The following is a 25,445-nucleotide window of genomic DNA, read 5'->3' as shown; positions in this document are numbered from 1 at the left end:
GGGAGTGCGCGCAATACCCTGCGCTTGACCTCACCTTGTATCAACTATATATAGCGGTGCCGCGTCAGGCGCCAACCGCCTTTCACTTCTAGAATTCAGGAATTTTCTGATCCATGGGCAAATCGCTGGTCATTGTGGAATCCCCGGCTAAGGCCAAGACCATCAACAAGTATCTGGGCAACCAATACGTGGTGAAGTCGAGTATCGGCCATATCCGAGACCTGCCCACCAGCGGTTCGGCTAGCGCCAGCAAAGAGCCAGCCGCCAAGCGCGGCAAGGCTGCCGCAGGCGAAGGTCCGGTGCTCACGCCGAAAGAGAAAGCGCGCAAGCAGCTGGTCTCGCGTATGGGTGTCGATCCCGATCATGGCTGGAAGGCCAAGTACGAGATCCTCCCGGGCAAAGAGAAGGTCATCGAAGAGCTGCGCCGGCTCGCCAAGGATGCTGACACCATCTATCTCGCAACCGACTTGGATCGCGAGGGGGAAGCCATTGCATGGCACCTACGCGAAGCCATCGGTGGTGACGACAGCCGCTACAAGCGTGTGGTGTTCAACGAAATCACCAAGAAGGCGATCCAGGAAGCCTTCTCCAAGCCAGGCGAGCTGGACATCGATCGTGTCAACGCTCAGCAGGCGCGTCGTTTCCTCGATCGCGTTGTGGGCTACATGGTCTCGCCGCTGCTGTGGGCCAAGATCGCCCGCGGCCTGTCCGCCGGTCGTGTGCAATCGGTCGCCGTTAAACTGGTGGTTGAGCGTGAGCGTGAAATTCGCGCGTTCAACCCGGAAGAGTACTGGGAAGTGCATGCCGATCTCGGCAGCGCCAAAGGCTCGACCGTACGTTTCGAAGTAGCGCGTGAAAAGGGCGAAGCCTTCAAACCGCTCAACGAAGCCCAGGCCATGGCCGCGCTGGAGAAACTCAAGTCCTCCAGCTACAGCATCGTCAAGCGCGAAGACAAACCGACCAGCAGCAAGCCGTCGGCGCCGTTCATCACGTCCACCCTGCAGCAGGCGGCGAGCAACCGTCTGGGCTTCGGCGTGAAGAAAACCATGATGATGGCCCAGCGTCTGTACGAAGCCGGCTACATCACTTATATGCGTACCGACTCGACCAACCTCTCGGCAGACGCCGTGACGATGGCACGTGCTTACATCGAAGATGAGTTCGGCAAGAAGTATCTGCCGGAAACGCCGAACGTCTACAGCAGCAAGGAAGGCGCACAAGAGGCTCACGAAGCCATTCGTCCCTCCGACGCCAATACCATTCCAAGCAAGCTGGCGGGTATGGAGCGCGATGCTGAGCGTCTCTATGAGCTGATCTGGCGTCAGTTCCTGGCTTGCCAGATGCTACCGGCGCAATACCTGTCGACGACTGTCAGCGTCGGTGCTGGTGATTTCGAGCTGCGCGCCAAGGGTCGTATCCTGAAGTTTGACGGTTACACCCGAGTAATGCCGCAAATTGCCAAACCTGGCGATGATGATGTTCTGCCCGATATGGCGCAGGGCGACGTGATGAAGCTGATCAAGCTCGATCCGACCCAGCACTTCACCAAGCCGCCGGCGCGTTATTCGGAAGCCAGCCTGGTTAAAGAAATGGAAAAACGCGGTATCGGTCGTCCTTCGACTTACGCTGCGATCATTTCGACCATCCAGGATCGCGGTTACGTGACCCTGCACAACCGTCGTTTCTATTCGGAAAAAATGGGCGACATCGTTACCGAACGTCTGTCGGAGAGCTTCTCGAACCTCATGGACTACGGCTTCACTGCCGGCATGGAAGAGAACCTCGATGACGTGGCTCAGGGCGAGCGCGACTGGAAGAACGTGCTGGACGAGTTCTACGGCGACTTCAAAAAGAAACTCGAAGTAGCCGAGAACCCGGAAACCGGCATGCGTGCCAACCAGCCGGTCATGACCGACATTCCGTGCACCACTTGCGGCCGTCCGATGCAGATCCGTACCGCATCGACCGGCGTGTTCCTTGGTTGCTCGGGCTACAGCCTGCCGCCGAAAGAGCGCTGCAAGGCCACCGTCAACCTGGTGCCGGGCGACGAAATCGCTGCGGACGATGAGGGTGAGTCGGAGTCGCTGGTATTGCGTGGCAAGCATCGCTGCCCGATCTGCAGCACGGCAATGGACGCTTACCTGCTCGACGAGAAGCGCAAGCTGCACATCTGCGGTAACAACCCGGATTGCGCCGGCTACGAAATCGAAGAGGGCAGCTATCGCATCAAGGGCTACGAAGGTCCGAGCCTGGAATGCGACAAGTGCGGCAGCGAGATGCAGCTCAAGACCGGCCGTTTCGGCAAGTTCTTCGGCTGCACCAATCCGACCTGTAAAAACACCCGCAAACTGCTGAAGAGCGGTGACGCGGCGCCGCCGAAGATGGATCCGGTGAAGATGCCTGAGCTGAAATGCGAAAAGGTCAACGACACCTACATCCTGCGCGATGGTGCGTCCGGTCTGTTCCTGGCGGCCAGTCAGTTCCCGAAAAATCGCGAGACCCGTGCTCCCTTGGTGATCGAGATTCTTCCGCACAAGGAAGAAATCGATCCTAAGTATCACTTCCTGTGCGAAGCACCGCAGAAGGATCCTGATGGTCTGCCAGCGGTGATCCGCTACAGCCGCAAGACCAAGGAGCAATACGTGCAGACCGAAGTCGACGGCAAGCCAACCGGCTGGAAGGCGTACTTCGACGGCGGCAAGTGGACTGTTGAAGACAAGCGCTCGAAGGCCAAGGCTGAGTAAGCGTTAGTCTGATACTGAAAGGCCGCATGAGAACCCTCGGGTTTTCATGCGGCCTTTTTGTTTTGTGCTTGCGGTGTGATCCGTTGATCCACGACACTGTCCGGTCTGTGTGAAGCAATTATTTCGTTGTGGAGGCTGCCGTCATGGCCCACGAACTCTATACCCGCACCAATCAGAAAATCTATTTCGCCGGCCTGTCGCTGGAAGCCTTGGCTCGAGCTGAAGAAGGGCGGGCGATGAATTCTCTGGCGCTGATTCAGGCTGGGCGTGAATCAGCGTTGTTCCATCTCTATGGCGCGCTATTGGGGCTGTGTCATGAAATTGCCGGGTTCTATCGGCTGCCTCAGGCGAGTGCACCACGGGCCGAGATGCTGTTGACACGTGAAGTGCTTGAGTCGATAGCGATTCCAGAACTGGCGGAAATGGTTGAACTGGCGGCCAATCCGGAGACCTGGCTGGCAGAATTGCTGGCAGCGCATTCGGCGTTGTTTCAGCCGCCTCGCGTGCCACACAAGCCCAAGGGCGATGTGACACAGCCGTTGATTCAGGCTGTTAATCTGGATGAAGAAGAGGCTCCGCACGAGTTGAGCCGTGAAGAACTTGAGGGTTGGCGGCAGAACCTCAAGAGTCTGGCTATTCGTTTTCGCGAAGGTTTGAACGAATGCTGACGATGATTGACGCGGTGGCAATCTGAAACATGCTGCTGGTCAAGATCACAAGCGAAGCCTGAATGATGTCTATATAATGCCTGCCTTTCGTGGAGAACAGACCTATATGCCAACGTCCTTTCTAGAAATTGTCGAGTTACCCGACGGCCGAATCGAACTGCGCAGGGCTGAGGACGAGGGTTCTCTGGTGACTCTGGATTTCTCCGAGGACGCCAAGACATTCCTGCAGGGCCAGCACGTGGAAATCGCAAAAGCGATGTTGAGCGTTGGCGTGCAGATGGCAGGCCGAATGATCGAAGGTGAGTTTGATAAAGATGAGGGGTCTCGGGTTCTTCATTGATTCCCGACTGCTTTTTGATTTTGTCACTGCCGCTTCAGATCGGCTTCTCTATCCCTGGAGAAGCCCTGCGCTTCACACAGCGCTTATAGGTTGTAAATCAACCCAATCGAATGTTCAAGCTCTGAGCGTCGCCCGTGCGTGCAGCGCTGATCAACAGTTGCCGTGAACTTGTGTTCAGCGGGTTGATCCAGGTGACGACTGTGTGGCTGCGGCCCAGACGCAAGGCTTCGCAAGCGAGTTGTTGAGCACTTTGAGTGCCTCTCGGTTGCAACAGCAGGATGCGCTCTCGATTCAGACCAGCATCGCGCAGCCATGTTTGGGTCAGGCTGGCAGGTGGCGCAATCAGCGTCAGCCAGCGTGCGTCCAGATCGTCGCTGAGCTCGCGAAGGATCGGCGCCAGCAGATTCAGGCAGTTCCCGGCGGCACCACGCAGTGACAGCTCACTGAATACTTCGGGTTCAGTATTCCAGGGGCGCTCGACCACTTCTTTCAGGATCGGCGCCATTGGTTGCGCCATAAACGCTTCGAATAACGGCAGTTGTGTTTGCTGAGGTGTGTGTGGGAACTGCATAAAGCCTCCTTTAGCGGCGGATTACGCCGACACTCAAGCCTTCGATCACCAGTTCCTGATCTTTCAGGTCAACTTCGATAGGGGCGAACTCGGGGTTTTCGGCCATCAGCCAGACCTTGCTGCCTTCGCGCTTGAAGCGTTTTACGGTCACTTCATCGCCGATGCGGGCAACGACGACCTGGCCATTACGCGCTTCGCGGGTGGTGTGAACCGCCAGAAGGTCGCCGTCGAAAATACCGATGTCCTTCATGCTCATGCCGTGCACGCGCAGCAGATAGTCCGCACGTGGGTGGAAGAACGCTGGATTGATATTGCAGGATTCTTCGATGTGCTGCTGGGCAAGGATTGGCGCGCCGGCAGCCACCCGGCCGATGATTGGCAGGGTAGAGTCGTCGGCCTTGGCTTCGAAGCCAGGGATGCGAATACCGCGAGAGGCGCCGGGCGTCATCTCGATGGCGCCCTTGCGGGCTAGTGCCTTTAGGTGTTCTTCCGCCGCGTTGGGCGACTTGAACCCTAATTCCTGAGCGATTTCCGCGCGGGTTGGCGGATAGCCATTGTCTTCGAGGCAACGTTTGATAAAGGCCAGAATCTCGGCTTGGCGTGGCGTCAGCTTTAGCATATTGATCGCTCTGTTTTTTTATACAGTGACTGGGATTATATACAGTGAAGCGGTCTTGGCAATGCCCGTTTTTTTGCAAGCCGCCAGACGGTCAGTGGACGTGCTTATTAATGCGTCGTCCTTGTGTGGTTAAATAGCTGACTGACCATTCCCAAAACGAACCGACAGGCTTGACAAGACACAGGCTGAAACGTATGTTTCAAACAAGTGTTTGTCAGGCGGAGTAGCCATGGCCCAGTCGGAAACCGTTGAACGCATTCTTGATGCTGCCGAGCAGTTGTTCGCGGAGAAAGGTTTCGCTGAAACCTCATTGCGTTTGATCACCAGCAAGGCTTGCGTCAACCTGGCTGCGGTCAACTATCATTTCGGCTCCAAGAAAGCGCTGATTCAGGCGGTGTTCTCGCGCTTCCTCGGGCCTTTCTGCGCCAGTCTCGATAAAGAGCTGGAACGCCGTCAGGCCAAACCTGAAAACAAGCCGACCCTCGAAGAGCTGCTGGAAATCCTCGTCGAACAAGCCCTCGTGGTTCAGCCTCGCAGCGGTAACGACCTGTCGATCTTCATGCGTCTGCTCGGCCTCGCGTTCAGCCAAAGCCAGGGTCACCTGCGCCGTTACCTGGAAGACATGTACGGCAAGGTGTTCCGTCGCTACATGCTGCTGGTCAACGAAGCGGCACCTAACATTCCCCCGATTGAATTGTTCTGGCGCGTGCACTTCATGCTCGGCGCCGCGGCGTTCAGCATGTCCGGCATCAAGGCGTTGCGCGCGATTGCCGAGACGGATTTCGGCGTCAATACCTCCATCGAGCAGGTCATGCGCCTGATGGTGCCGTTCCTCGCTGCGGGTATGCGCGCTGATACCGGCGTCACCGACGCTGCCATGGCCACTGCGCAATTGCGCCCGCGCAGCAAATCAACGCCGGTGGCCGCCAAGGTTTAACCGCGCACGGGTGGGCGCGGCAGCTTGTATCCGCTAAGCTAGCCGCCCATGCCGACTCTCGTTCTGAATCCGTTTTCCATCGATATCGCCGACCCGCCGGGCACTGCCCTCGGTGGCGATCTCATGCGGATCGGGTTTTTCGTATTCAAGGAATCTCTATGACTGCTGGCCTGCAAGGCTCGTTGATGGTGGACGTCGCCGGTACCTGGCTGACGGCTGAAGATCGCCAATTGTTGCGTCAGCCAGAAGTGGGTGGTCTGATCATTTTTGCCCGCAATATCGAGCATCCGCGCCAGGTGCGTGAGCTCAGCGCGGCGATCCGTGCGATTCGCCCGGACTTGCTGCTGGCGGTGGATCAGGAGGGCGGTCGCGTGCAGCGTTTGCGTCAAGGCTTCGTGCGTCTGCCGGCCATGCGCGCCATCGCCGACAATCCGAATGCCGAATACCTGGCTGAGCAATGTGGCTGGATCATGGCGACCGAAGTGCTGGCCGTCGGCCTCGACCTGAGCTTCGCCCCAGTGCTTGATCTTGATTACCAGCGCAGCGCCGTGGTTGGTACTCGTTCGTTTGAGGGTGATCCCGAGCGTGCCGCGTTGCTCGCTGGCGCCTTCATCCGGGGCATGAACAGCGCCGGAATGGCCGCCACTGGCAAGCATTTCCCCGGTCACGGCTGGGCCGAAGCCGACTCCCACGTTGCGATCCCCAACGACGAGCGCAGCCTTGACGAGATCCGCGCCAACGACCTCGTGCCTTTTGCCAAACTGAGCAAACAACTGGCCGCGGTCATGCCGGCACACGTCATCTATCCCCAAGTCGATTCGCAGCCCGCTGGCTTCTCTCGGCGCTGGTTGCAAGACATCCTGCGAGGCGAGTTGCAGTTCGATGGTGTGATCTTCAGCGACGATCTGTCGATGGCCGGCGCCCACGTGGTTGGCGACGCCGCCAGTCGCATCGAAGCCGCACTCTCGGCTGGGTGCGACATGGGCCTGGTCTGCAATGACCGCGCCGCTGCCGAATTGGCCCTGAGTGCTGCGCAACGCATGAAGGTCAAACCGTCAGCGCGTATCGCCCGTATGCGCGGTCAGGCGTTTGCCAGCACCGACTACCGCCAGGATCCACGCTGGCTGCAAGCCATCGGCGCACTCAAAGACGCCCAACTGATCGACTAAGGATTTTTCGTTATGACGGTTTACGCAATCATCGGTGGCACCGGCCTGACCCAGCTCGAGGGCTTGAGTATTCGCCAGTCGCTGGCAGTGGACACGCCCTATGGAGCGCCTTCGGCCGACGTGCAGATTGGCGAATATGCCGGCAAGGAAGTGCTGTTCCTCGCGCGTCACGGGCACCCGCATCGCTTTCCACCGCACAAGGTCAACTACCGCGCCAACCTTTGGGCGCTGAAGCAGGCCGGTGCCGAGGCGATCATCGCGGTCAACGCCGTGGGTGGTATTCATCCTGCGATGGGTACGGGGCATTTCTGCGTGCCGCATCAAATCGTCGACTACACTAGCGGGCGCGAACACACTTATTTCGCCGATGACCTGGAAGAGGTCACTCACATCGATTTCAGCTTTCCCTACAGCGAGCCGTTGCGTCAGCAATTGATTGCGGCTGTGGCTGCCGAAGGTTGCGAGTACAGCGATCAGGGTGTTTATGCCTGCACGCAGGGACCACGTCTGGAAACCGTGGCCGAGATCGTGCGTCTGGAGCGTGATGGCTGCGACATCGTCGGCATGACAGGTATGCCGGAAGCGGCGTTGGCACGTGAGCTGGATCTGGATTACGCATGTCTGGCGCTGGTGGTGAACCCGGCGGCGGGCAAGACCACGCAAGTGATCACCATGGCCGAGATCGAGCAGGCGTTGCATGCCGGCATGGGCAAAGTGAAATCGACGTTGGCGCGAGTGCTCAAGGGCTGATCAGGCCTTTACCGGGTTGGCTCCATCGCTGGCAAGCCAGCTCCCACAGGTTTTTGTATTGTTCACAAAATAGTGTTCAATTCCAAATCACTGTGGGAGCTGGCTTGCCAGCGATAGCTATCTAACAGACGACAAAGATCTCAGCGTTTGTCGAGCTTGTCCGGCAACGGCGCAAACAACGCTTCAATATCGTCATTCTGCAACTTCCAGTCCCCAGCCTTGCGCCCATCCAGCACGCCCGCTGCCAGATCAGACTTCTCTTTCTGCAAGTGCTGAATCTTCTCTTCCACCGTGCCCCGGGCAATCATCTTGTAGACGAACACCGGTTTCTCCTGTCCGATCCGATAGGCGCGGTCGGTCGCCTGATTTTCGGTCGCGGGGTTCCACCACGGATCGTAGTGAATCACCGTATCCGCTTCGGTCAGGTTCAGGCCAACGCCACCCGCCTTCAGGCTAATCAGAAAGATCTGACGATTGCCGCTCTGGAATTCCTTCACCGGTGTGCGCCGGTCGCGGGTCTGGCCGGTCAGAAGTGCATAGGAGATTTTACGTTTCTTCAGTTCGTCCTCGATCAGTGACAGCATCGAGGTGAACTGCGAAAACAGCAGAATCCGCCGACCTTCTTCGAACAGCTCTTCGAGCATTTCCATCAGGCTGTCGAGCTTGCCGGAAGTGCTGCCGCGGGCGGGCAGGGTGGCGCCATTGACCAGGCGCAGATCACAGCAAACCTGACGCAGTTTGAGCAACGCTTCAAGAATGATGATCTGGCTGCGCGCCACGCCTTTGCGGGTGATCTCGTCGCGGACTTTTTTGTCCATGGCCAGGCGCATGGTTTCGTACACGTCGCGCTGCGCCTCGTTGAGATCGACCCAGTGAATGATTTCAGTTTTGGGCGGCAGCTCGGTGGCAACCTGTTCCTTGGTGCGGCGCAACAGGAACGGTTTTATCCGACCATTGAGGTGCTGAAGTCTGACCTCGCTGCCGCGTTTTTCGATCGGCACGCGGTAGTCGGCGTTGAAGCTTTTGACGTCGCCAAGCCAGCCCGGCAGCAGGAAATGGAACAGCGACCAAAGCTCGCCCAAGTGGTTTTCCAGCGGTGTACCGCTCAGGCACAGGCGTTGACGAGCATTCAGCTCGCGCGCCGCTTGCGCCGCTTTGCTGTTGGGGTTCTTGATGTACTGCGCCTCGTCCAGCACCAAGACATGCAAAGGCTGTTGCACCAGACGTTCGATGTCCTTGGGCAGTAGCGCGTAGGTAGTGAGGATCAGGTCGAAGTCAGCCAGATTGTCGAAGTGCTTTTTGCGACTGGCACCATAAAGCGCGAGCACTTCCAGTTGCGGCGTGAAATGCGCCGCCTCATCGAGCCAGTTCGGGATCAGGCTGGTAGGCATCACCACCATGCACGGACGATCCAGGCGTCCGGCGATTTTCTCGCTGAGAATATGTGCCAGCGTCTGTAGGGTTTTACCCAGACCCATGTCATCCGCGAGTATCCCGCCGACTTCCAGCTGGCGCAGCGACTGCATCCAGCTCAAACCTTCGAGTTGGTACGGACGCAACGTTGCGTTCAGGCCTTCGGGAGCCTCGATGCTGAAATCACGAATGTCGCGCAGGCGTTGAGCAAACGTGCGGATCTGCTCGCCGCCCTCCCAGAGCAGCGGCAGGCCCTCCAGCGAATTCAGGCGCGTGGCGTCAGCTTTGCTCAGGCGCAGGGTGGTTTCGCCAGGTTCCTGCAAATAAAACTCGCCGAGCGTGGCCAGCACCGGTTTCAACCGGCCGAGCGGCAATGCCACCTGCAACGGCCCGTGCTCGAGGTTGCGCTGTGGAATGTTGACCAGAATCAGCTCGTCATCACGGCGCCGCGCAAGTCGCTCCGGATTGAGGATTTCCGCGTGCGAGCGCATCAGGTTGAGCAGGATTGGCAGCAGACTGAGGCGCTCGCCATTGACGATGATCCCCAGCTCCAGATCAAACCAGTCGCGCTCCGGCGCCTGTTCAACCGTGGCGTACCAGTCATCCACGGCGGTCAGGTCGAAGCCGAACTCTTCGTCGATCTGCAATTCCCAGCCTTGGGTGCGCAGCTTTGGCAGTTCGTTGAGGGTGAAAGTCAGCCAGGCGCTGTCATTGACCATTTCATACAGTTCGCCAGCGCTTTCCGGCAAGGCTTTGCTCTGCCGGGTGGCGATACGAAAGCCGAGGATTCTTAACTGTTCGCGGTAGGACTGTTCGACTTCCGGGTGGCGTTTTATCCGCAAAGTCTGGTTTTCCTGGCGGATCAGGATGTCGCTGTTCTTCTGCCCGCTGACGTATTCGTCCAGATAGCTGAACGACAACGCCGCGCGATGCTGAATGTAGCGCTGCATCTTGCCGTTACGCGGTTCAAATGCACTGAACTCGACGCTGGCCAGCCACAGGCGAGGCATTGGTTGAACGTTGTCGACCAGCACCTGCGGTGGTGCCTTCGGGCCACGGTTTTCCAGCACGGCCTGGAGTTTTTCCAGCAGCTCGGCGTCTTTTGCGGCAGCGGGGTACTCGAGGGTTTCCTGGATTTTCAGCAGCACCGCTGCGCAATGCTTGCAGTTGGTGCGAACCGGGCAGGTGCACCCGGCGTCGACCAACAGCAAAGTGCCTTTGGCTGACTCGCGCAGGTGAATGGTCTGACGGTAGACGTTACCGCCAGAGCCTTCGCAACTGGCGGTAATGGTCGCATCGCCGACCTGGGCGATGCGTACCCGGTTTTCCAGGGCGTAGCGGCGACCACGCTCCAGGCTCTGTTCCTTGAATCGGCTGACCCAGGAGGGTGCCAACGGTTTACTCAGGGGCGGGGACATAAGGACTTCGATCAGTCCGGAACGACTTCAGGCGCTTCCCGTGGCGCAGGCGCGGTCAGGGAAGTGATCTTGATCAGCAGGGCCAGATGGCCGTTGTCGAGATAATTGAGCTGGCCGTTTTTGGTGTGGCTGTCCTGTTTCAGGCGCTCACTGGCAGTGACCAGGCCATTGGCGTCGATCTGATTGACCCAGAAATCCGCAGCCACGTCGGTGAAGCGCCCGAGTTTCATCTCAAGCGTACCCTCGATCGGGAACTGACCGAATTGCTCGTTGCCTTCGCTGACCGCGACTTTTGCCGGCGTTTCACCGAGGGTTTGTTGCCAGGCCTTGTGCATCAACACGCTGTACTCGCCGCTGGCGGTGAGTCTGGTGACGACGTCGTTCAGCGCCGGCGTACGTTTGCTGTCGTCGCCCAAACGCTGGGCGCCGGCGGCCCAGTCTTCCGGCGCGGCGCGGCTGACAATCGCCGGCACAGCGTTCTGGCGCACCAGAATCATTTCGACCTGATACAGGTCATCGGCAAACGCCGAAGGTGCTACCAAGGTGAGTAGCAAAGTCAGTGAACGAAACAGGCGCATGCGGCGTCCTTCAAGCAGTTTTCGGGATGAGGCGCTCAAACAGCGCCTCTACAGTATTAAAGCGCTCTTCCGGGCGCTCCATCGGCATCTGGAACTTGAACATCGTGGCGCCTTCGAATTTGTAGCGTTTTGGCTGGCTCTGAATCAGTTTGATCAGGGTCATCGGATCGACTGGGGTCTGCGCTTCAAACTCAATGCGTCCACCCTGCGGGCCACCGTCGACTTTCTTGATGCCCAGCTTTTCGGCCTGCAGCTTCAACGCGGTGATGCGCACCAGATTCTTGGTCGGCTCCGGAAGCAGGCCGAAACGATCGATCATCTCGACTTGCAGATCCTTCAAGCCTTCCTCGTCGGTGGCCGACGCGATGCGCTTGTACAGGATCAGGCGGGCGTGAACGTCCGGCAAATAGTCTTCCGGAATCAGCGCCGGTACCCGCAGATTGACTTCCGGGCCACCGCCAAGCGGTTGATCGAGATTCGGTTGCTCGCCCTTGCGGATCGATTTCACCGCGCGCTCAAGCATTTCCATATACAGCGTGAAACCCACGGCTTGAATCTGGCCGCTCTGGCCATCGCCGAGCAGTTCGCCGGCGCCACGGATTTCCAGGTCGTTGGTGGCCAGCACGAAACCGGCACCGAGGTCCTGGGTGTTGGCAATCGCCTCCAGACGCTTTTCTGCGTCTGAAGTGATCTGCTGGCGCGGCGGCGTCAGCAGATAAGCATAAGCCTGGTGGTGACTGCGACCGACACGGCCGCGCAGCTGGTGCAGTTGCGCCAGACCGAACTTGTCGGCGCGTTCGATGATGATGGTGTTGGCGCTCGGTACGTCGATACCGGTCTCGATGATGGTCGAGGCGATCAGCACGTTGAAACGCTTGTGATAGAAGTCGCTCATCACCTGTTCGAGTTCGCGCTCGCGCATCTGTCCGTGGCCGATGGCGATTCGTGCTTCCGGAACCAGTTCGGCCAGATCGGCGGCGCACTTCTCGATGGTTTTCACATCGTTGTGCAGGTAATAAACCTGTCCGCCACGCAGCAGTTCGCGGAGCAGGGCTTCTTTGACCGTGCTCTTGTTCTGCTCCATGACGAAGGTGCGCACCGACAGGCGTCGTGCCGGTGGTGTGGCAATGATCGACAGGTCACGCATGCCCGACACTGCCATGTTCAGCGTGCGCGGAATCGGTGTGGCCGTCAGGGTCAGAATGTCGACTTCGCTGCGCAAGGCCTTGAGCTGTTCTTTCTGACGCACACCAAAACGGTGCTCTTCGTCGATGATCACCAGCCCGAGGTTTTTGATTTTCACGTCGTCGGACAGCAATTTGTGCGTGCCGATGACGATGTCGATCTTGCCTTCCGCCAGATCGGCAATCGCCGCGTTGACTTCCTTGGCGGACTTGAAGCGGCTCATCACTTCCACGCTCACTGGCCAGTCGGCGAAGCGGTCGCGGAAGCTGTTGTAATGCTGCTGGGCGAGCAGGGTGGTCGGCACCAGAATCGCAACCTGGCGGCCGCCGTGCACAGCGATGAACGCTGCGCGCATGGCCACTTCGGTCTTGCCGAAACCCACGTCACCGCAGACCAGGCGATCCATCGGTTTCGGCGCGAGCATGTCGGCGCGCACTGCTTCGATGGTGGTTTGCTGGTCGGGTGTTTCTTCGAACGGGAAACCGGCGCTGAATGTTGCGTAATCGGCTTTCGGATCGGCGAACGCATAACCTTCGCGAGCGGCGCGACGGGCATAGATGTCGAGCAATTCGGCGGCAACGTCGCGCACCTGTTCGGCCGCTTTGCGTTTGGCTTTCTGCCAGGTCTCGGAGCCGAGGCGGTGCAGCGGGGCCAGTGCATCGTCGCTGCCGGTGTAGCGGGCGATCAAGTGCAGGTTGGCCACCGGCACGTAGAGCTTGGCGTTCTCGGCGTATTCGAGGGTGAGAAATTCGGCAGCCTGATCGTCGATTTCCAGAATCGTCAGGCCCAGGTAGCGGCCGACACCGTGATCGATGTGCACCACCGGCGCGCCTTCGCGCAGTTCGGTGAGGTTCTTGATCACCGCGTCGTGGTTGCCGTCGGCGCGCTTCTCGCGACGGCGACGCTGCATGACTCGCTGACCGAACAGCGGACTTTCGGCGACCAATGCCAGCGCCGGGTCGTCGAGCAAAAGGCCTTCGTCGAGCGGCGCAATGGTGATCGCCAGGCGATCCTTGCTCGCGACGAAATCCGGCCAGCTGTCGACCGTTTTTGGTCGCAGTTTCAGGCGTTCGAGCAACTCCAGCAGGACTTCGCGACGGCCCGCCGATTCGGCCGTGAACAGCACGCGTCCGGGAAATTCATCGAGGAAACCTGCCAGCGCTGCCAGCGGTTGCGTGGCTTTGGCTTCGATTGCCAGATTTGGCAGCGTTTGCGCCGGGAAGCGCTCGCGACCTGCACCGACTTCCACGTCCTGTTGACTGGCGACCACGCGCGGCCAGCTCTTGAGCCTGGCAAAGCAATCTTCCACCGGCAGGAACAATTCCGCCGGTGGCAATAAAGGACGAGCAGGATCGACGCGGCGTTCTTCATAACGATTGCGTACGTCGTTCCAGAAATTCTCCGCCGCTTGCTCAATGCCCGGCAGCGAGAACACTTGCGTGTCCTGGGGCAGGTAATCGAACAGGGTCGAGGTTTCGTCAAAGAACAGCGGCAAGTAGTACTCGATACCGGCCGGTGTGATGCCGCTGCTCAAATCCTGAAAGATCGGGCAACGACGGAAATCAACGTCAAAGCGTTCGCGGAAACGCGCCTTGAAGCGGGTGACGGCATCTTTCTGCAGCGGGAACTCACGGGCCGGCAGCAGCTTGACCGAATCGACCTTGTCGATGGAGCGCTGGTTTTCCGGATCGAAGGTGCGCAGGGTTTCGATTTCGTCGTCGAACAGGTCGATGCGATAGGGCAGCTTGCTGCCCATCGGGAACAAATCGATCAATGCGCCGCGCACGGTGAACTCGCCGTGCTCGTAGACGGTGTCTACATAGCGATAGCCGCTGGCTTCGAGTCGCGAGCGCATTTGTTCGACGTCGAGCTTCTGGCCGACATCCAGCACCAGGCTGCTGCCGAGCAGGAACTTGGTCGGCGCCAGACGATGCAGTGCTGTCGTGATCGGCACCACCAGCACGCCATGCGCCAGCTCCGGCAACCTGTATAAGGCGGCAATGCGCTGGGAAATGATGTCCTGATGCGGCGAGAACAGGTCGTAGGGCAGGGTTTCCCAGTCGGGAAAATGCAGGACGGGCAAATCCGGGGCGAAGAAACTCAGCTCCTGTTCCAGCCGTTCGGCACTTTGGCTGTCGGCGGTCAGGAGCAGGGTGAAGCGCTTGGCAGCGCTGGCAGCCTCGGCAATCGCCAGGCTGAGGGCGGCACCGGGCAAATTGCCCCAATGCTGTTTACCTGCCGCAGCAGGGAGAAGCGGTAGACGCAGAACAGGCACGGAAGGTTGAGCTCCAGGCGTTGCGACAAAGTCGGTAATTGTAGCGGCGTCCGATGCTGCCTGTCAGTTGCAGACTGTGTCTATCTTCGATATTTGGGTGAAATGTAGTGGTAACCATAAAAACCAGCACTTTTTTAGCGGTTATGTAGTGCCGAAACCGCGTGGTGTTTCGGAGGGTTACAGACATCGTCTAACAGTCGTCGAAAAATTGACTGTGCTGGAGGCCGCGTATTTACTGGGCTGGAGAAGGGCGTAATTTTTTTGAACGGAAATTTGTTAGCGTTTGCGCGACAGGCGCGCATTGCTACGAGAGGTTCTGAGCGGCATAATGTAGCCCCTTTTTTCTGCCCCTACATGTGGAAGGTTACCGTGACTCAGAAGCCCGACCAGTGTCTTGGTGAATGGATCGACCGTGAAGCACTCGCAGAAGCGATGATCCCGCTTATCGGTCAGCTCTACCGCAATAACAACGTGGTGAGCTCGATCTATGGCCGCAGCCTGATCAACCAGTCTGTCATCGCGATTCTCAAAGCTCACCGCTTTGCGCGCCACCGTTCTTCCGACGACAGCGAACTCTCCGTCCACGAAACATTCCCCCTGCTCAAAGCCATGAGCGAGCTCAAGCTCGGCGCGGCCTCGGTAGACCTGGGCAAGTTGGCGTTCAAATTCCGCAACGAAGGCAACGGCCGCAGCGCCGAGCAGTTCGTTCGTGAAGAAATGGCTGATGTGGTTGGCCAGCAAAACGCCTCGGCCCGCAAAGGCACTGACGTTGTGCTGTACGGCTTCGGTCGTATCGGCCGTCTGCTGGCGCGCATCCTGATCGAAAAAACCGGTGGTGGCGACGGTCTGCGTCTGCGTGCCATCGTCGTGCGTAAAGGCGCCGACAACGACCTGACCAAGCGCGCCAGCCTGCTGCGTCGCGATTCGGTCCATGGTTCGTTCAACGGCACCATCACCATCGACGAAGAAAACAACACCATCACCGCCAACGGTAACCTGATCCAGGTGATCTACGCGAAGAACCCGACTGAAGTGGATTACACCCAGTACGGTATCAAAGACGCGCTGCTGGTGGACAACACCGGTGTATGGCGTGACGCTGATGGCCTGGGTCAACATCTGGCGTGCCCGGGTGTCGACCGCGTTGTTCTGACCGCGCCTGGCAAAGGCAAGCTGAAGAACATCGTTCACGGCATCAACCATAGTGAAATCACCGCTGACGACAAGATCGTGTCTGCCGCTTCCTGCACCACCAACGCCATCGTGCCGGTGCTCAAGGCTGTGAATGACAAGTTCGGCATCATCAACGGTCACGTCGAAACCGTTCACTCGTACACCAACGACCAGAACCTGATCGACAACTTCCACAAGGGCGATCGCCGTGGCCGTAGCGCCGCGCTGAACATGGTTATCACCGAGACCGGTGCTGCCACCGCTGCTGCCAAGGCTCTGCCTGAGCTGGCCGGCAAGCTGACCGGTAACGCGATCCGTGTTCCAACGCCGAACGTGTCGATGGCCATTCTCAACCTCAACCTTGAGAAAGCCGCCACCCGTGAAGAGATGAATGAGTACCTGCGCTACATGGCGCTGCACTCCGATCTGCATAAGCAAATCGACTTCGTCAACTCGCAGGAAGTGGTTTCGACCGACTTCGTTGGCTCGCGCCACGCCGGTGTGGTCGACGCTGAAGCGACCATCACTCAGGATAACCGCGTTGTTCTGTACGTCTGGTACGACAACGAGTTCGGTTACAGCTGCCAGGTGGTTCGCGTGATGGAAGACATGGCCGGTGTAAACCCGCCTGCGTTCCCGCGCTAAGCCTTGGCTGCACATGAAAACGCCCCGACTTAGGTCGGGGCGTTTTTTTATGCCTTGTAAATCTCTGTTGCCTGTACCGGCCTCATCGCTGGCAAGCCAGCTCCCACAGGTTTCTTGAGAGCTTGCACAATCGCATTCACACCCGAAACCCTTGTGGGAGCTGGCTTGCCAGCGATGGGGTCCTGTCAGGCGCGACCGAACACAGCCGCTTGCGCAGTACGCAGCTCATGCCTGTTGCCACGAAACAACACCAGCGTCGCAATCAACCCCAACACCGCCGCACCTGTGAGCCAGATCCCCGGCGCAGCCTTGTTACCCAGCACATGAATCAGATAAGTGCACGCTGCCGGTGTAAAACCACCAAACGTCGCCGTTGCCAGGCTGTAGGCCAACGAGAACCCGGTCGTACGAACGTCCACCGGCATGATCTCCGTGAGCGCCACCACCATCGCGCCGTTATAAGAGCCGTACAGGAACGACAGCCACAGCTCGACGATCAGCAGATGGCTGAAGCTCGGGTTTGCCACCAGCCACGACAGCGCCGGATAAGCCGTCAGAATCGCCAGAATTGTCGCCGCCAGCAGTAGGGGTTTACGTCCGACCCTGTCGGATACCGCACCCATCACCGGCAACCAGAAGAAGTTCGACAGACCGATGCAGACCGTCACCAGCAAGGCGTCCAGGTCCGACAGATGCAGTTCGGATTTGCCGAAAGTCGGGGTGTAGGCGGTGATCAGGTAGAACGACACTGTGGTCATCACAACCAGCGCCATGCCGGCGATGACAATGCCAAAGTTCTGACCGATCGAGCGGACGATTTCGCGCAGGGTAGGGCGATGTTTACGCGCCTGGAATTCCGGGGTTTCTTCCAGCGAACGACGGATGACGAAGATCACCGGTACGATCATGCAGCCAATCAGAAACGGCACGCGCCAGCCCCATTCGCCCATTTCCTCCGGGCTTAGCCAGTGATTGAGACCGACACCGAGCAGGCCGGCGAATACCACGGCCGCCTGTTGGCTGGCGGACTGCCAACTGACGAAGAAGCCCTTGCGGCCGGGGGTGGAGATTTCCGCCAGATACACCGACACGCCGCCCAGTTCCACGCCGGCCGAGAAGCCTTGGAGCAGGCGTCCGAACAGCACCAGCAACGGTGCGGCCACGCCAAGCGTTGCATAGCCGGGGACGCAGGCGATCAGCACGGTGCCGGCGGCCATCATTGCCAAGGTAATGATCAGGCCTTTGCGCCGGCCATGACGGTCGATGTAAGCGCCGAGGAAAATCGCCCCTAATGGACGCATCAGGAAGCCGGCGCCGAACGTGGCCAGCGACAGCATCAGAGACGCAAAGGCGCTGTCGGCAGGGAAGAAGGTTTTGGCGATGGCCGTGGCGTAGAAGCCGTAGACCATGAAGTCGAACATTTCGAGGAAATTGCCGCTGACAACGCGAAAAATCGCTTTGCCGTTGCCCGTGGTCGAGGACATTTGCAGATTCTCACTATTGAATTTGTGTGAAGGCGTCGCATCCGTTTCGGAGCGAGCGCGCTCTGTAGTCCATAATGGCCGCCGCGGTTTTGCGGGGAGATGAAGATTTGTTAACTGGACGGTGCAGAGGGCTTATGGTCCTGGCCGCTGTTTTGTCGGGCTGCGGCAACGGCGACAGCCTGGAAAACTTTGGCGGCGCGACCATGGGCAGCACGTATTCGATCAAGTACGTGCGTCATGCAGGTCAGGTGGATGCCGCTCGAGTGCGCAGCGAAGTGGAGGGCATCCTCGCCGAAATCGAGCGGCAAATGTCCACGTATCGCAGTGACTCGGATATCGAGCGCTTCAACGCATTGCCCGCCAATACTTGTCAGAGAATGCCCGCGCCTGTCCTCGAGCTGGTCCGCATCGGCAAGCAGCTGTCAGAGCAAAGCGAAGGTTCCTACGACCTGACCGTGGAGCCGCTGCTGAATCTGTGGGGTTTCGGCCCGCAAGGTCGCGAAGAAAAGGTCCCGAGTGCCGCTGCGTTGGCGGAGGTGTTGCAGAGGGTCGGTCATCAGCATTTGCGCATCGATGGCGAGCAGTTGTGCAAGGACGCCGCCGTCGAAGTCGACTTCAACAGTATCGCCGCCGGTTATGCCGTCGACACGATTGCCGCCAGGCTCGACGCCATGGGCATCCACGATTACCTCGCCGAGGCCACTGGCGAGCTCAAGGCCAAGGGCAAAAAACCTGACGGTTCGCCATGGCGCATTGCGTTGGAAGCGCCTCGCGACGATCAGCAGGTCGCCGAGCGCATCATCAACGTCGACGGCTACGGCGTGTCCACCTCGGGTGACTACCGCAACTATTTCCTGCAGGACGGTCGGCGCTATTCCCACACCTTCGATGCCCGCAGTGGCGCGCCCGTCCTGCACGACCTGGCGTCGGTCACGGTCATTCATCCTTCAGCATTGATGGCCGATGGACTATCGACGCTGTTGCTGATTCTCGGGCCTGAAAGGGCGTGGGCCTATGCCGAAAAACATGACATTGGTGCATTCTTTGTCATTCGTGCCGATACAGGTTTTGTCATACGCACCAGCAAGGCTTTCGATCGGCTCTCGGGCGCAAAAAATTGACTGAGAACAATACGAAAGCTGGCGTTGTAGTGCAGGCAAAAGTAGCCTACGACGCGACCAAGGGTTAATGTGCGCGGCGTTGACGCTTCTATAGACTGTGTCCGGGTTCTTTACTGACCCCCAATTGTTCCTTCACGCCGCCGTTCGGCGTGATTTAGCCGCCGGTGCTGCTGGCACCGCGGCCTGTTCTGAGGAGTACGCATGGCTGTCTACAACTACGACGTGGTGGTGCTGGGTTCCGGCCCGGCAGGAGAAGGCGCGGCAATGAACGCCGCCAAAGCAGGGCGCAAGGTCGCGATGGTCGACAGCCGTCGCCAGGTCGGCGGCAACTGCACCCACCTCGGCACCATCCCGTCCAAGGCACTGCGTCACTCGGTGCGGCAGATCATGCAGTTCAACACCAACCCTATGTTCCGGGCCATCGGCGAGCCGCGCTGGTTCTCCTTCCCGGACGTGTTGAAAAGCGCCGAGAAAGTCATTTCCAAACAAGTCGCCTCGCGCACTGGCTACTACGCTCGTAATCGTGTCGACGTGTTTTTCGGCACCGGCAGCTTCGCCGACGAGCAAACCATTGAAGTGGTCTGCGCCAATGGCGTGGTCGAAAAACTGGTAGCCAAGCACATCATCATCGCCACCGGTTCGCGTCCGTATCGCCCGGCGGACATCGATTTCCATCACCCGCGTATCTACGATAGCGACACCATCCTCAGCCTCGGCCACACCCCGCGCAAACTGATCGTTTACGGCGCCGGCGTGATCGGCTGCGAATACGCGTCGATCTTCAGTGGTCTGGGTGTGCTGGTTGAGCTGGTGGACAACCGCGGTCAGTTGCTGAGCTTCCTCGACTCGGAAATCTCCCAGGCGTTGAGCTACCACTTCAGCAACAACAACATCACAGTGCGCCACAACGAAGATTACGATCGCGTTGAAGGCGTCGACAACGGCGTGATCCTGCACCTGAAGTCCGGCAAGAAGATCAAGGCCGACGCCTTGCTCTGGTGCAACGGGCGTACCGGCAACACCGATCAGTTGGGTCTGGAAAACATCGGCGTCAAGGTCAACAGCCGTGGCCAGATCGAAGTCGACGAGGCTTATCGCACCTGCGTGCCGAACATCTACGGCGCGGGCGACGTGATCGGCTGGCCGAGCCTGGCCAGCGCTGCTCACGACCAGGGCCGTTCGGCCGCTGGCAGCATCGTGGATAACGCTAGCTGGCGCTTCGTCAATGACGTGCCGACCGGCATCTACACCATTCCGGAGATCAGCTCGATCGGCAAGAACGAGCAGGAACTGACCCAGGCCAAGGTGCCGTACGAAGTTGGCAAGGCGTTCTTCAAGAGCATGGCGCGGGCGCAGATTGCCGGCGAGCCGCAAGGCATGCTGAAGATCCTGTTCCACCGTGAAACCCTGGAAGTGCTGGGCGTTCACTGCTTCGGTTATCAGGCATCGGAGATCGTTCACATCGGTCAGGCGATCATGAGCCAGCCGGGTGAGCTGAACACACTGAAGTACTTCGTCAACACCACGTTCAACTACCCGACCATGGCTGAAGCCTATCGGGTAGCGGCGTACGACGGCCTCAACCGGCTTTTTTGACGGGCTCCGGCCGGTGGCCTGAGCCGGCCGGGGAGACCGATTTCAGCAATTCTCGAGCGTGGCAGTGGCCAAACCGGGAAAGTCTGTAATCAGGCTGTCAACGCCGAAGTCGGCGAGTCTGCGCATCAGCGCAGGCTCGTTGACGGTCCACACCGACACATGCAGGCCCTGACGCTGCGCTTTTTGCAGGCGCTCAGGCGTACACAGCGTCCAGTTCAACGCCAGAATCTCGCAGCCGTAGCTTTGCGCGACCTTCAACGGGTCGAGCCAGGCGTACTCGGCGACCAGACCGCGCGACACATCCGGCACCAGATCCAGTGCAGCCTTCAATACTTCCCGCGAGCTCGAGGTGATGGTCACCTTGTCGAGCAAGCCGTGGCGTTGCGCCATTTCCCGAATCGCCAACACGGTGGTGGCAGCGCGGGTGCGAGATGCACTTTTGACTTCAAGCTGCCAGTGCTCGAAATCGCACTTCTCGAACAACTCTTCCAGCGTCGGAATCGGGCACGGCTTGATCCAGCCAGGGCCGCCCTTACGCGCATCAAATGTCACCAGATCGGCGGCAGTCTGCTCGACGACCTTGCCGCGACGGTCGGTGGTGCGCTTGAGCGTCGGGTCGTGGATGACCATCAGCTCGCCGTCCTTTGACAGGTGCAGATCCAGTTCGCAGCGGCGCACGCCGTGCTTGAGACATTCCTGAAAACCGGTCAGGGTGTTTTCCGGTGCTTCGCCCTTGGCGCCGCGGTGGCCGTAGATGAGGGTCACGGTTCTTCCTTAATTTAAATGCCTGATTCGTTCTGTTCGCGGGCCAGACGCCGTTCCTGAGCCTGCTTCTGCAAGATATAGCGGGCAAGTAGCTGGCGCTGGGCATCGGTCAGGTGTTCGAACTCGGTGCCGACGTCATAGCCGTCGCCCTTGCGGTCGCAATGGGTGACGCGTGCACGCAACAGCAGGCCCAGCGCTTGCGGCATCAGCACCAGTTTTACCGATAGATGCGCGCCGGTAGCAATTGGCGTCGGATACTGAAAGTCGATCCCGCCCTCGGAGATGATCACCGGTTGCGGCTCGCCGATGTGGCCGAGCACGGTGAGGGCGACCACCTGGCTGAGCAGGTCGATGCGTTTGTTCTGGGATTTCAGGAACGCGGCGATGGCCCGATCGCGCTCGCTGATCTGGCGCAACAGGTGCTGCGACTCGAATTCGCTCAGGTGCAGCTCGCTGAGCAGGTTGAATAGAGGGGAAGCATCCTGCAACACTTCCTGGCCTGCGGCTTCGGGAGCGGACAGGGGCCGAATTTCCAGTGCGATCGTGTCCTCGATACGGTAGTATTCGCGGCGATCTTCTTCATCTAATGTCGACATGGCGAACCCATGGTAGCGGCGGTGGTCTGAGTGTAAAGCTGGTTATCGACCCCCGCCACAAGGACGTTCCTTTTCCCTCCGAACAAGCCCCGACATGTTCAGACCTCTCTTCGTATTTATCGGCACGCGTTATACCCGTGCAAAGCGTCGCAATCATTTTGTGTCATTCATTTCCCTGACTTCGATGATCGGGCTCGCCCTTGGCGTGGTCGTGATGATCGTGGTGCTCTCGGTGATGAATGGCTTCGATCATGAGATGCGCACCCGCGTGCTGGGCATGGTGCCCCACGCGACCATTGAATCCACTGATCCGATCAACGATTGGCAAAGCCTGGCCACCAAGGTCAAACAGAACCCGCAGGTGGCGGCCGTCGCGCCGTTCACCCAGATGCAGGGCCTGCTGACCAATAACGGTCAGGTCTCCAAGGTGTTGCTCAACGCCATCGACCCTGCGCTCGAGCGCAATGTGTCGATCATCGACAACTTCATGAAGCAGGGCAAACTCGACGACCTGACGCCGGGCAGCTTCGGCATCGTCATCGGCGACAAGGCCGCGACCAAGCTCGGCGTGGGGCTCGGTGACAAGGTCACCTTCGTCGCCCCGGAGGTCAGCGTGACCCCGGCCGGGATGTTCCCGCGCATGAAGCGCTTCACCGTGGTCGGCATTTTCCATGTCGGCGCCGGCGAGCTCGACGGTTATCTGGGCGTCACCAACCTGCAGGATCTGGCGAAAATGCATCGCTGGAAACCTGATCAGGTGCAGGGCCTGCGTCTGAAGTTCGACGACCTGTTTCAGGCACCGCGTGCGGCATGGAACATCGCCCAGCAACTTGGCGATGACCGTTTCTACGCCCGTGACTGGACCCGCACCCACGGCAATCTGTATCAGGCGATCCGCATGGAGAAAGCCATGATCGGTCTGCTGTTGCTGCTGATCGTTGCGGTGGCGGCGTTCAACATCATTTCCACGCTGGTGATGGTGGTGAACGACAAGAAGGGTGACATCGCCATTCTGCGCACCCTCGGCGCTACGCCGGGGACGATCATGCGCACGTTCATGGTGCAAGGCACGGTCATCGGTGTGGTCGGCACAGCCATTGGCGCGGTGCTCGGGATTCTCGCCGCGCTCAACGTCAGCGCTGCGATCTCGGCCCTCGAAGGGCTGCTCGGGCACAAGTTCCTTAATGCTGACGTGTATTTCATTGATTATCTTCCGTCGCAGGTGCAGAGCCAGGATGTGATCATGGTCTGCGCCGCTGCGTTGGTTTTGAGTTTCCTCGCCACCCTGTATCCGGCCTGGCGTGCCGCGCGCACCCAGCCGGCGGAGGCATTACGTTATGAGTGAGTCGGGCATGAGTGAAAAAGCAATCTTGAGCTGCCGCAACCTGGGCAAATCCTACGAGGAAGGTCCGGAGTCGGTAGAAGTGCTGGCTGGTCTGCAACTGGAGTTGAACCCGGGCGAGCGTGTGGCGATTGTCGGCACCTCGGGCTCGGGCAAAAGTACTTTGCTCAACCTGCTGGGCGGCCTCGACACGCCGACCCAGGGCAGTGTCTGGCTCGATGGTGAAGAATTGTCGGCGTTGAGCGAGAAGAAGCGCGGTCTGCTGCGTAACCGTTCGCTGGGCTTCGTCTACCAGTTCCACCACTTGCTGCCGGAATTCACCGCGCTGGAAAACGTCTGCATGCCGCTGCTGATCGGCAAGACGTCGATCCCTGAGGCACGTCAGCGCGCCACCGCGCTGCTGGAGCGAGTGGGGCTGGGCCATCGCCTGGAACACAAACCCTCCGAGCTGTCCGGCGGTGAACGCCAGCGTGTGGCGATTGCCCGCGCATTGGTGAACAAGCCGGGGCTGGTCATGCTAGACGAGCCGACCGGCAACCTCGACTCCCACACCGCCCAGGGCATTCAGGATTTGATGCTGGAACTCAGCACCTCGATGCGCACGGCGTTCCTGGTGGTAACCCACGACATGAACCTGGCTCGCCAGATGGATCGCGTCCTGCACCTGCAAAACGGTTGCCTGACGCCCATCTGATGAGTTGAAACCCGGCGTCTGAAAAGGCGTCGGGTCTTTTATTTTTATACGGTGCCCCAGCGAATGTTCAGACCGTTATCGATCTTTATCGGCACGCGCTATACCCGCGCCAAGCGCCGCAATCGCTTTGTTTCGTTCATTTCGATGACCTCGATGATCGGCCTCGCCCTCGGCGTGCTGGCGATGATCGTGGTGTTGTCGGTGATGAACGGCTTCCAGCGCGAAATGAGCTCGCGCATCCTCGGCATGGTGCCGCACGCGACCATCGTTGGCGTCAAACCGATTGACGATTGGCAGCCGGTAGCCGCCGCGGCCATGAAAAATCCCGAAGTGACTGCCGCCGTGCCGTTCACCGAAATGGAAGGCATGCTCTCCTACAAGGGTTTGATGCAGCCGATCCAGATCAGCGGCGTCGATCCGGCGCAGGAAGGCAAGGTGTCGATCGTCGCCCAGCACATTGTGCAGGGCCGTCTCGACGCACTGAAACCAGGTGAGTTCGGCGTGGTCATTGGTGAAATTACCGCTCGCCGTTTCCGCCTGAATGTCGGCGACAAGATCACCCTGATCGTGCCGGAAGTCAGCACCGCGCCGGGCGGTATTACCCCGCGTATGCAGCGGCTCAACGTGGTCGGCGTGTTCAAGGTGGGGGCCGAGCTGGACGGTTCGATGGGCCTGATTCACGTAGCCGATGCCGCGACCATGCAGCGCTGGGAGCCGAATCAGGTGCAGAGCGTGCGTCTGGCAGTCAAAGACTTGTACGCCGCGCCGAAAGTGTCTTCAGACATCGCCGCCAGTCTTGGCGCCGAGTTCAAGGCGGACGACTGGACCCACACTCAGGGCAGTCTGTTCAGTGCGATGAAGATGGAAAAAACCATGATCGGCCTGTTGCTGCTGATGATTGTCGCGGTGGCGGCGTTCAACATCATCGCCACATTGATCATGGTGGTGAACGACAAGGGCGCGGACATTGCGATCCTGCGCACCATCGGTGCCACGCCCCGGCAGATCATGGCGATCTTCATGGTGCAGGGCACGGTGATCGGCATTGTCGGTACGCTGATTGGCGGTGTGCTGGGCGTGATCGCGGCGCTGAATGTCAGTGAACTGGTCGGCTGGTTCGAGCGAGTGAGCGGGCAGCACATCTTCAGCTCCGATGTGTATTTCGTCAGCAATCTGCCGTCTGAATTGCAGGGTGGTGATGTGTTGCTGATCTGCTCCGCCGGGTTTGTCTTGAGCTTCCTCGCGACGCTGTATCCGGCGTGGCGGGCGGCGAAGATCGAGCCGGCTCACGCCCTGAGATATTCGTAAGCACTGACGCGAAATACTGTAGGAGCTGCGGCACGCTGCGATCTTTTGATCTTG

20 protein-coding genes are annotated in these 25,445 nt (G+C 59.2%); 12 read left to right on the top strand and 8 right to left on the bottom strand.

Annotation, left to right across the window (positions count from 1 at the left end; genetic code table 11):
- The first annotated feature begins 113 nt into the window (after positions 1-113).
- The 3 genes from topA to IEQ42_RS09165 all read left to right on the top strand — a co-directional run bounded on the left by topA (position 114) and on the right by IEQ42_RS09165 (position 3,752).
- Positions 114-2,744 carry a type I DNA topoisomerase gene (topA, locus tag IEQ42_RS09175; RefSeq protein WP_210703302.1) on the top strand — a complete coding sequence of 877 codons (2,631 nt, stop codon included), beginning with the start codon at positions 114-116 and terminating at the stop codon, positions 2,742-2,744.
- A gap of 143 nt (positions 2,745-2,887) precedes the next feature.
- The gene (locus tag IEQ42_RS09170; RefSeq protein ID WP_210703301.1) at positions 2,888-3,412 is read left to right on the top strand and encodes a DUF6586 family protein; all 525 of its coding nucleotides are present in this window, start codon (positions 2,888-2,890) and stop codon (positions 3,410-3,412) included.
- A gap of 106 nt (positions 3,413-3,518) precedes the next feature.
- Positions 3,519-3,752 carry a hypothetical protein gene (locus IEQ42_RS09165; protein ID WP_150592597.1) on the top strand — a complete coding sequence of 78 codons (234 nt, stop codon included), beginning with the start codon at positions 3,519-3,521 and terminating at the stop codon, positions 3,750-3,752.
- 97 nt (positions 3,753-3,849) lie between these two features.
- On the opposite strand, the gene sulA is transcribed toward IEQ42_RS09165, so the two are convergent.
- Both sulA and lexA read right to left on the bottom strand, forming a co-directional pair.
- A complete protein-coding gene (gene sulA, locus IEQ42_RS09160) occupies positions 3,850-4,323 on the bottom strand; it encodes an SOS-induced cell division inhibitor SulA (RefSeq protein WP_210703300.1) in 474 nt (157 codons plus the stop codon).
- A 10-nt stretch (positions 4,324-4,333) separates the two neighbouring features.
- Positions 4,334-4,942: a transcriptional repressor LexA gene (gene lexA, locus IEQ42_RS09155; protein WP_042560165.1), complete on the bottom strand. Its 609-nt coding sequence runs from the start codon at positions 4,940-4,942 to the stop codon at positions 4,334-4,336.
- A 229-nt stretch (positions 4,943-5,171) separates the two neighbouring features.
- On the opposite strand from lexA, the gene IEQ42_RS09150 reads away from it, so the two are divergent.
- From IEQ42_RS09150 to IEQ42_RS09140, 3 genes are all read left to right on the top strand, one after another.
- Positions 5,172-5,879 carry a TetR/AcrR family transcriptional regulator gene (locus IEQ42_RS09150; RefSeq protein WP_042560164.1) on the top strand — a complete coding sequence of 236 codons (708 nt, stop codon included), beginning with the start codon at positions 5,172-5,174 and terminating at the stop codon, positions 5,877-5,879.
- Between the two features lie 158 nt (positions 5,880-6,037).
- Entirely contained in the window at positions 6,038-7,048 is a 1,011-nt protein-coding gene (gene nagZ / locus IEQ42_RS09145) for a beta-N-acetylhexosaminidase (protein WP_042560163.1), read from the top strand.
- A gap of 12 nt (positions 7,049-7,060) precedes the next feature.
- Positions 7,061-7,798, top strand: a complete 738-nt coding sequence (locus tag IEQ42_RS09140; RefSeq protein ID WP_150592531.1) for an S-methyl-5'-thioinosine phosphorylase — start codon at positions 7,061-7,063, stop codon at positions 7,796-7,798.
- 140 nt (positions 7,799-7,938) lie between these two features.
- Here the strand turns inward: IEQ42_RS09140 and IEQ42_RS09135 are convergent, their stop codons facing one another.
- The 3 genes from IEQ42_RS09135 to mfd are packed head-to-tail and all read right to left on the bottom strand — an operon-like array spanning position 7,939 to position 14,667.
- A complete protein-coding gene (locus tag IEQ42_RS09135) occupies positions 7,939-10,629 on the bottom strand; it encodes a DEAD/DEAH box helicase (protein ID WP_210703299.1) in 2,691 nt (896 codons plus the stop codon).
- Between the two features lie 11 nt (positions 10,630-10,640).
- Complete coding sequence (locus IEQ42_RS09130) at positions 10,641-11,207, bottom strand: CsiV family protein (RefSeq protein ID WP_210703298.1); 567 nt, start codon at positions 11,205-11,207, stop codon at positions 10,641-10,643.
- Between the two features lie 10 nt (positions 11,208-11,217).
- Positions 11,218-14,667, bottom strand: a complete 3,450-nt coding sequence (gene mfd / locus IEQ42_RS09125; protein WP_210703297.1) for a transcription-repair coupling factor — start codon at positions 14,665-14,667, stop codon at positions 11,218-11,220.
- Positions 14,668-15,021: 354 nt separating this feature from the next.
- Between mfd and IEQ42_RS09120 the strand changes: the two genes are divergently transcribed.
- Positions 15,022-16,485 (top strand): glyceraldehyde-3-phosphate dehydrogenase, encoded by a 1,464-nt coding sequence (locus IEQ42_RS09120; protein WP_210703296.1) that lies wholly within the window; start codon positions 15,022-15,024, stop codon positions 16,483-16,485.
- 185 nt (positions 16,486-16,670) lie between these two features.
- On the opposite strand, the gene tcuC is transcribed toward IEQ42_RS09120, so the two are convergent.
- Positions 16,671-17,969: an MFS transporter gene (gene tcuC / locus IEQ42_RS09115; protein ID WP_210703295.1), complete on the bottom strand. Its 1,299-nt coding sequence runs from the start codon at positions 17,967-17,969 to the stop codon at positions 16,671-16,673.
- A 134-nt stretch (positions 17,970-18,103) separates the two neighbouring features.
- Between tcuC and IEQ42_RS09110 the strand changes: the two genes are divergently transcribed.
- Complete coding sequence (locus IEQ42_RS09110) at positions 18,104-19,090, top strand: FAD:protein FMN transferase (protein ID WP_210703294.1); 987 nt, start codon at positions 18,104-18,106, stop codon at positions 19,088-19,090.
- A 201-nt stretch (positions 19,091-19,291) separates the two neighbouring features.
- Positions 19,292-20,686: a Si-specific NAD(P)(+) transhydrogenase gene (sthA, locus tag IEQ42_RS09105; protein ID WP_210703293.1), complete on the top strand. Its 1,395-nt coding sequence runs from the start codon at positions 19,292-19,294 to the stop codon at positions 20,684-20,686.
- 42 nt (positions 20,687-20,728) lie between these two features.
- Here sthA and IEQ42_RS09100 read toward each other — a convergent pair whose 3' ends face one another.
- Positions 20,729-21,451: a glycerophosphodiester phosphodiesterase gene (locus IEQ42_RS09100; RefSeq protein ID WP_150592525.1), complete on the bottom strand. Its 723-nt coding sequence runs from the start codon at positions 21,449-21,451 to the stop codon at positions 20,729-20,731.
- Between the two features lie 14 nt (positions 21,452-21,465).
- Positions 21,466-22,047 carry a PilZ domain-containing protein gene (locus tag IEQ42_RS09095; RefSeq protein ID WP_210703292.1) on the bottom strand — a complete coding sequence of 194 codons (582 nt, stop codon included), beginning with the start codon at positions 22,045-22,047 and terminating at the stop codon, positions 21,466-21,468.
- Positions 22,048-22,141: 94 nt separating this feature from the next.
- Here IEQ42_RS09095 and IEQ42_RS09090 point away from each other — a divergent pair, with 94 nt between their 5' ends.
- From IEQ42_RS09090 to IEQ42_RS09080, 3 genes are all read left to right on the top strand, one after another.
- Positions 22,142-23,392, top strand: a complete 1,251-nt coding sequence (locus tag IEQ42_RS09090; protein WP_042560153.1) for a lipoprotein-releasing ABC transporter permease subunit — start codon at positions 22,142-22,144, stop codon at positions 23,390-23,392.
- 7 nt (positions 23,393-23,399) lie between these two features.
- A complete protein-coding gene (lolD, locus tag IEQ42_RS09085; protein ID WP_164488114.1) occupies positions 23,400-24,083 on the top strand; it encodes a lipoprotein-releasing ABC transporter ATP-binding protein LolD in 684 nt (227 codons plus the stop codon).
- 63 nt (positions 24,084-24,146) lie between these two features.
- Positions 24,147-25,391: a lipoprotein-releasing ABC transporter permease subunit gene (locus IEQ42_RS09080; protein WP_210703291.1), complete on the top strand. Its 1,245-nt coding sequence runs from the start codon at positions 24,147-24,149 to the stop codon at positions 25,389-25,391.
- The last annotated feature ends 54 nt before the right edge of the window (positions 25,392-25,445 follow it).

It is taken from the genome of Pseudomonas iridis, from assembly GCF_017980685.1.
GTDB classification, from domain to species: Bacteria; Pseudomonadota; Gammaproteobacteria; order Pseudomonadales; family Pseudomonadaceae; genus Aquipseudomonas; species Aquipseudomonas iridis.
Note: the sequence above shows the minus strand (reverse complement) of the source record. Positions and strands in the feature narration are given on the sequence as shown.